Origin of the sequence: Thermogemmatispora sp., from assembly GCF_019683755.1 — a bacterium.
Lineage (GTDB): Bacteria > Chloroflexota > Ktedonobacteria > Ktedonobacterales > Ktedonobacteraceae > Thermogemmatispora.
This window is the reverse complement of sequence record NZ_JADGHT010000287.1, coordinates 1-6,004: the sequence shown is the minus strand read 5'-3', so window position 1 is coordinate 6,004 and position 6,004 is coordinate 1. Positions and strand designations below refer to the sequence as shown.

Here is a 6,004-nt window from a genome sequence, read left to right as displayed (position 1 = left end):
GTCCAGGCCATCGAATATGGCAAGAAGCGCATCGCAGATCCGAGCACCCTGCGCCGGCTTTGTGAGCTATTAGAGATCCCCCCGTGGGAATTTGGACTTTCCTCCTACGACCCTTTTCATCCCCAGGCTCCCCTGCCCACCAAAAACCACCTCTTTGAAGAGACCCTCTCAGTCGCAGAAGCACTACTCCGCCAAACGCTGGCCATGAGACGCCTAGCGCCCCTACCCGAAATAGAGCAACAGGTAGATCGCCTGGGGAGCTTTTTGACAGCTTGTCGCAGTGAGCTTCCTCCCCCTCTACGCCTGGAGAGGCGTCTCCAGACGCTTCGCATCCAGTATTATAGTCTTGTTGGACTCATGCACTATGAGCATTGTCACTATGATCGTGCTCGCAGCACCTTTCAAGAGATGCTGACCGCGGCTCGGCAGGCGGAGGACCCCAGACTAATCGCCCACGCCCTTCAAAAGCTAGGGGTGGAGCTAAAGCGCATTGGACATTATCACGAGGCCATCAATGCGCTGGAGGAGGCGCGCGACCTCTCCCTCAAGGTTAGTAGGCCGCTAGCGGCCTTCACCAGCGCCTATCTCAGCCAGATGTACGCCATCGCTGGCGACCCCCTACGTTTCGAGCGCACCATCGAGCAGGCCGTCGCCTTGGCCGAGCCTCTCAAAAGTGCTTACGGAGATGGGACCGACTTTGTCTTTCACAAACTGAGCGGCATCTTTCTCCTGCGCTGCCGCGGCTACCTCTATATCAACCAGCCGCAAAAAGTCCTAGAGGGATACGAGGAGTTGCGCCGACAAATCTCCCTTGACAGGAACCTTTGGCTTGACTACCGTCTCCATCTTTACCGGGCCCAGGCCTTCTTGCGCCTACGCGAAGTCGAGGCCAGTATCGCAGAGGCGCGCGCCTTCCTGCAAGCAGTCACCGGCTGGCAATCTCCCCACCGCTTGGCGAAAGGCCGCGAGCTGCTGAACGAGATAGAGCATGCTGGCTATCATGACCTGGCAAGCGTACGCATTTTTCGTCAAGAACTGCTAGAAGCCCTTAATCAGATTCAAAGAGAACAGCCTCACTGAATGGGCGAGACCCGTGTAAGCCAGGAGACGCTGAAGGCGAGCACTAGACTCGCCAACAGCGGACCTACTAGCAGGGACGGCACCGACTTGGGCTAGGTGCCGTCTCCCTTTGACCCTGTCTCACCTGTCACTTTTGATTCACCCTGATCCTGCCGTGGTAGTTGACAGCGAATCCAGCGCGGCTGAATCTGCTCTAATGGTCTCGTCTCAGCAAAGAGCGCGAGCTGACGATCTTCCCGAAACAGGGCCTCAAAATCCTCGGGAGCAAAGGCCTTACGCAGACGCGCCGCATAGGAACTTGTCAGCAGGCGGATATAGTACTCCACATCATAGTCACGGCGCTCAGCCAGCTCCTTACTAGTCTGACGAGCGCGCTCCACCGCCATCAGCGGTGTTTCCTCCTCAGAGGAGGTTGACGCCAGCGACAACCATTCCTGCCCAGCCGGCACCTCCTCTGTGTTCTCGTCCGGCAACCACACATACTGCTTCTCGGCAGTACGATAGAAACGCACCCGCTCACCAGGGAACCAATGGCGCCGGCCCGCCCTGATCAGCGCCTCGTAGGCCGGCTCCTGATGCGTCTGACGCGCAGCAAAATAGGCCTCAGGCGTCTTCGTCAGCCGCACCTGGGTTGCCACATCTGCTGCTGGCAAGGCGCGCGAGCGCAAAGCCCCAACCGTTTCCAAATACGCAGCGCGCACTTCATCCACCTTGCCCAGCATCGTCGCCAGCAAGGCACGCCGTAAAAAGCGCTCACCGAACGGCTCCGCACGGCTGGAACGCAAGGCCACCCCGTGGACGATCAAGCGGCCATCATAAGTCAGCAAAGCATAATTTTTCACCTCGTGGCTGAACATAGCCCGATAGCGTCCCTCATACTCCAAGCGGATACCTGGCGGCAAGCCAGACCCAATCTCAGCCACTAAAGACCGCTCCTGCTCCTCATCCCACTCTGGCGGAACAGCAAAATAGACGCCATCAGTGTCGGCCTCAATCAAAGCCAGTCCACGTGCCCGCAGGGCCCCCACCACCTGATCCAGAATCGCGCGCCCACGGCGCGTCACCTCAGCCGCGGCCTGAGAATCAGCAAAGAGAGCCATCTTTCCCGCCCCCATATAACCGTAGGCGGCGTTGATCAGAATCTTCATCGCCGCCTGAGTTGCCGCGTGGTGATTGGCCTCGATCGAACCGGGGGGAGCCAGGCGAGCCGCCTCCTTATGCTGCAGGCGCAGATCTGTCAGACGTCCCAAGATGCTCAAAAGGACCCCCAAGCGATCACAGCGTGGGCCAATAGCAAACGTACGCATCAACGACGGGTAGAGCGAAGCCACATCGGCCTTGACCACATGCTCGGCCACCCCCGTGGCAAAGAGGTGCACCGCCCCACCCTCGTACAAGCCATCGCCTTGGGCCTTCTCCCCGGAAGGACACGGCAAGGCTGCCCCGGCCCGTAGATAGCTGCGCACCAGAATTGGCTCCAGCACTCCCATTGCTGGCCCCGCCGAGACCAGGCGCTCATAGCGGCGCGGTGCCATGCTTGCCAAAGCAAACGGCGCCCCTAAGAGGCGACGCGAGAGACCATCGACCTCCTCTACATCATCCAGAGCATAGCGACGCACCCGCTCAGGGTCACGTCGGTAGGTCTCAACAATATCCATTCCAGCAATGTAGGTGCGCTCTGCCGAAGCAATGCCGAAGTAGCGGGCTACATCCTTCAAGGCATAGCTCGGCATATCGCGCACCACAAAATCGTGACGCCGAACCGCATCAAGCGTATCGACCAGCTCACGACCCGCCACACTATAGCGCAGACGCCGGCGCGCCTCCGGCCCAATCGCCAGCGTCTCCTGATAGCGATGCAGCCGCCGCGCTGCCTCCGGCGCTCCTTGACGTCCCATCACCAATGGCACCCCGAGGACGCGCGCCCGCTCCTCCAGAAATGGCAGATCAAAGCCAAACAGATTATGATTCTCAATGACATCGGGATCGCGCTGGCAGATCAAGTTACACAGCTCGCGAATCAGACGTGGCTCATCCTCCTCATGCGGCGCCTCTAAGGTTGTCTCCAGGCCCCGACTATCGCGCACCGCCGCTAGAAAAATGCGCCCCCGATGGGGATCTAGAGCCGTTGTCTCCAAATCAAGCTGCAAGCGATGCAAATGCTCATAAGCCAGGCCACGAAAATAGACCTGACCAGTCTGCATCAAATATTGCTCCACTGGCCCGACCGCATAGCAATGCTCCAGCTCAGCCAGTGAGGTTAACCGCCGTCCCAGACGGCGTCTTGCCCCTTGCAGCAGCAGACGTTCCAGGCGGCTCAGATCATCGCAGAACAGCAGAAAACGATAGGTACCCCCCGGGCCATCCAGCTCGCGGTAGTAAACCAGCCCTGGCGGAGAAGCGGCTGGTGAGGGAGGCAAAGCCGTCACAGGGCGCAGACGCCTGCCCAGGTGCTCCAGGTCCGCGAGAGAGGTCGTTAGCACCCACGGCCAAAAGCGCTCACGTAGGCAAAGCACACGCTCCCCCTCACGCCGCCAGACTACGGCCTCACCGCTGCGATTCGCCCAGACGGAAACAATGCCCGGCGTGGGATTCCAGCCAAAGAGGTATTCATCTTCTTGTTGCTGTTGCTCTTGCGAGCGGAGCGTTGTCGCCTCAAGATCGCCGACAGCACTCTCAGCACGAGCCATAGCCATCAGTAATCTTCTCACCGCTAGCCAGTGAGGGTCGAGAGCACACGCCTTTAACTTTTGTTCTAAGCTTAACACCTTTAGGCGCCAGAGCGCAAGTGAGCCAAACGTACTAAGAAGCACCTGATAGGCAGTTAGCTCAATGAGGAAGATAGAGCAGATCATCTGAGATTGAGATCTGTCACTGCGGATAGAAGGAGGCTCATGAGATGGCCGGGGTAGAAGGCTCACAGTGGGATGTGAGCGCGCTTCCACCCCGGCAGTGGAGAGGGAGGCAGACCGCCGGGAAATTCCGTTAAGGGAAGGGATGAGAACATCTGCTTGAGACCAGAGCTACTGGCCAGACCTGGTCAGACTAGGCTCGCTCGACTCGGCCAACGCGCTCCGCCCCAAAGGCGGTCTGCCTGCTATGGCTCGAACAATCTGTTAACGAAGACTCCAGCTCAACCCTGCTGGGGCTGAACCGTGCCCCGGCGCGAACACTGGATGACCACCTGGTGATTGGCCTGATCCAGCGTGAACGTACAGGGTGCCCCGTTGATCGTCACTGTACCAGAGCAGCCCTGAATGACCCGCCCATTCACCGAGCAATTCACCGTCGCCCCCTGGCCACCGTTACCGCCACCATTACCACCTCCGTTCGGGACATTGATGGTCGCGTCGATGGCCACCCCATTGGCATCGGTCGTCACCGTAATTGGATCAGGCAAATTGATCAGCGCCTGACAGTTCAGTTCCTGATAGGTTGTCACAAAGCGCTGGGCCAGGAAGGTAAAGAGCGAGTTAGCCGCTCCCGCATCGGGCGATGGACTAGCCTGAGTGAGCTGCTGGTCGAGCTTCAGGCGCGCCGGCGCAATATTAACCAGATTCTGACAGTAGCTTGCCGTGCTGGCTTGATTCAGTGAGGCTACCGGCGCCTGGTCAACCCCGACGCGATAGGCGTTTAGCTTACGTAGATCAGGCTGGTCATTGTTGAGGACCATCGGATCACCTGCAGGCACCAAAGCCACAGGCTGCTGTTGATAGAGAGCCGCTTGCAACTCATTAAGCGGCAAAGCAGCAACCATGTGACCAGGATCAGCGAGATCTGGCGCCATCCAGGGCGAGCAACCGAGGGCGCTATCGAGGCCGATCGACAGCAGGCGCTCATCGCTACCATTGGTCTGGACCTGGGCCCCCTGCAGAGCCGCCGCGTTGGCCGCCGTCATTTGAGCAATGCGTCCATCAGCGGTCACTAAATACTCGGTCACGACATTGTCACTCTGATCCTGGTCAACCAGGCTGAAATCACGCGTTGTCGGACAGGGCTGGCCATCTTTGGCCGTGCCGATCGGGGGCACCTTGAGCCGCCCACTCCGAATAGCATAATTGGCCGCCGCAAAGAAAGCCGGAGCGTTGCAATAGGCAAATTGGCCAAAGATACTGCCGTTGACCCCATTCACACAGCGTCCCTGCCTCAGACTGCCGTTGTTGTCAACCAGGGTCAGATTGTCACCATTGAAGCCAAACCAGAGCGCGACCACAGCCCCCTGTGGCAGCTTAGGCGGCGTGGGCTGAATCGCCGGCTGCGTGCCTTGATCAATCACCAGTGGGTTGTAAATAGAGATCTGACCGGTGCGCGGGTCCAGGATGGCCCCCTGGACAAAGGCAGCTTGAGCTGGATTGGCTTCATGACATGGTCCATTGGCGGGATTGGTAGCAACCAGTTGATAGGGCGTTGCCAGTCCCTGAGCGCTGAGAGGATTGGGTGGTACGATGAGCGAACAATCGGTATTGTCGTCAGCCGCTCGCGAGGTCAGGTGAGGGAGCACCAGCACCCCCGCCGCGATCAGTAGGAGCAATAAAGGAATGCTTACCCCCACCAGTATCGGCCAGCGACGACGCGCTCTCCGTGAGCTTTCGTACATTGATAGTGGTGCTTGCTTCCGGGACATAGTGCCTGGTTACCTTTCCTTCTCACAGGATGATGGCCGCCCCATAGCGGCCACCGCCAGTGTCATGCCAGACAACTGGTATGGAAATACAAGAGTATAAGAGCTTGAAGAACGATGAGAGCTTTGCTTGCGCCACTCGCCCTGCTCCCTCTGTCACTCATCTCCCCCCTTCTGCTGGCCTCTCTTCTGCTTGCCTCCCTCCTCTCCACCGACCTCGCCACAATACCCTGACCCGGCAGGGAGCACTACGACATAGGCTGGTCGCTTTTCAGCCAGCCCTATACAAGGATACTGCAGGTG

3 protein-coding genes are annotated in these 6,004 nt (G+C 58.9%); 1 reads left to right on the top strand and 2 read right to left on the bottom strand.

The window, feature by feature from the left end; translation table 11 throughout:
* Positions 1 to 1,080 (top strand): hypothetical protein (locus IRZ24_RS15610; protein WP_297165940.1); only part of this gene is annotated, 1,080 nt, incomplete at its 5' end.
* 92 nt (positions 1,081 to 1,172) lie between these two features.
* Here the strand turns inward: IRZ24_RS15610 and IRZ24_RS15605 are convergent.
* Together IRZ24_RS15605 and IRZ24_RS15600 are read right to left on the bottom strand one after the other, a co-directional pair.
* A complete protein-coding gene (locus IRZ24_RS15605) occupies positions 1,173 to 3,776 on the bottom strand; it encodes a DNA polymerase domain-containing protein (RefSeq protein WP_297165937.1) in 2,604 nt (867 codons plus the stop codon).
* Positions 3,777 to 4,213: 437 nt separating this feature from the next.
* On the bottom strand, positions 4,214 to 5,677 hold the full coding sequence (locus IRZ24_RS15600; RefSeq protein WP_297165934.1) for a hypothetical protein: 1,464 nt from the start codon (positions 5,675 to 5,677) through the stop codon (positions 4,214 to 4,216).
* Positions 5,678 to 6,004: the final 327 nt, after the last annotated feature.

Coding starts and splice junctions, on each gene's coding strand:
- IRZ24_RS15605 (WP_297165937.1), bottom strand. CDS start 3,776: ATGGCTATGGCTCGTGCTGAGAGTGCTGTCGGCGATCTTGAGGCGACA.
- IRZ24_RS15600 (WP_297165934.1), bottom strand. CDS start 5,677: ATGTACGAAAGCTCACGGAGAGCGCGTCGTCGCTGGCCGATACTGGTG.